Source organism: Streptococcus suis (assembly GCF_002960445.1).
GTDB classification, from domain to species: domain Bacteria; phylum Bacillota; class Bacilli; order Lactobacillales; family Streptococcaceae; genus Streptococcus; species Streptococcus hyiners.
Window position 1 is genome coordinate 1 of the sequence record NZ_POJD01000301.1, and the last position, 397, is coordinate 397.

Annotated in this window: 1 protein-coding gene; it reads left to right on the forward strand. The window is 39.5% G+C overall.

The genetic code is table 11. The features are described from left to right. On the forward strand, positions 1 to 397 hold a 397-nt coding region (locus C1G53_RS10940), incomplete at both ends, for an ABC transporter permease (protein ID WP_161941418.1).

Below are 397 nucleotides of genomic sequence, written 5' to 3' on the forward strand. Positions count from 1 at the left end.
CAATAAAAAAGCAGAGAATGTCACTATTACTGGTGTTAGCCAGAATTTCTTTGCTGTGAAAGAGTATGAGATTTTAGCTGGTCGTCAGTTTACAGCTAACGACTATAGTCGTTTTTCACGTATGATTATGTTAGATACGGCATTAGCAGAGAAGTTATTTGGTTCTATAGAGAACTCTCTCAATCAGACGATTAGTGTTAATAGCAATGCCTATCTAGTAATAGGGGTCTACAAAGATCCGAAAGCAGGCACAGCTATTTATGGAATGAATTCAGGTGGAAATGCCGTCATGACTAATACGCAGCTAGCTGCTGAAACAGGCATGAAAGAAAATTCTCAAATCTTTGTCCATGTTGAAGATGTTACTCGGGCAACAGAAGTTGGGAAGGCTGCTGCA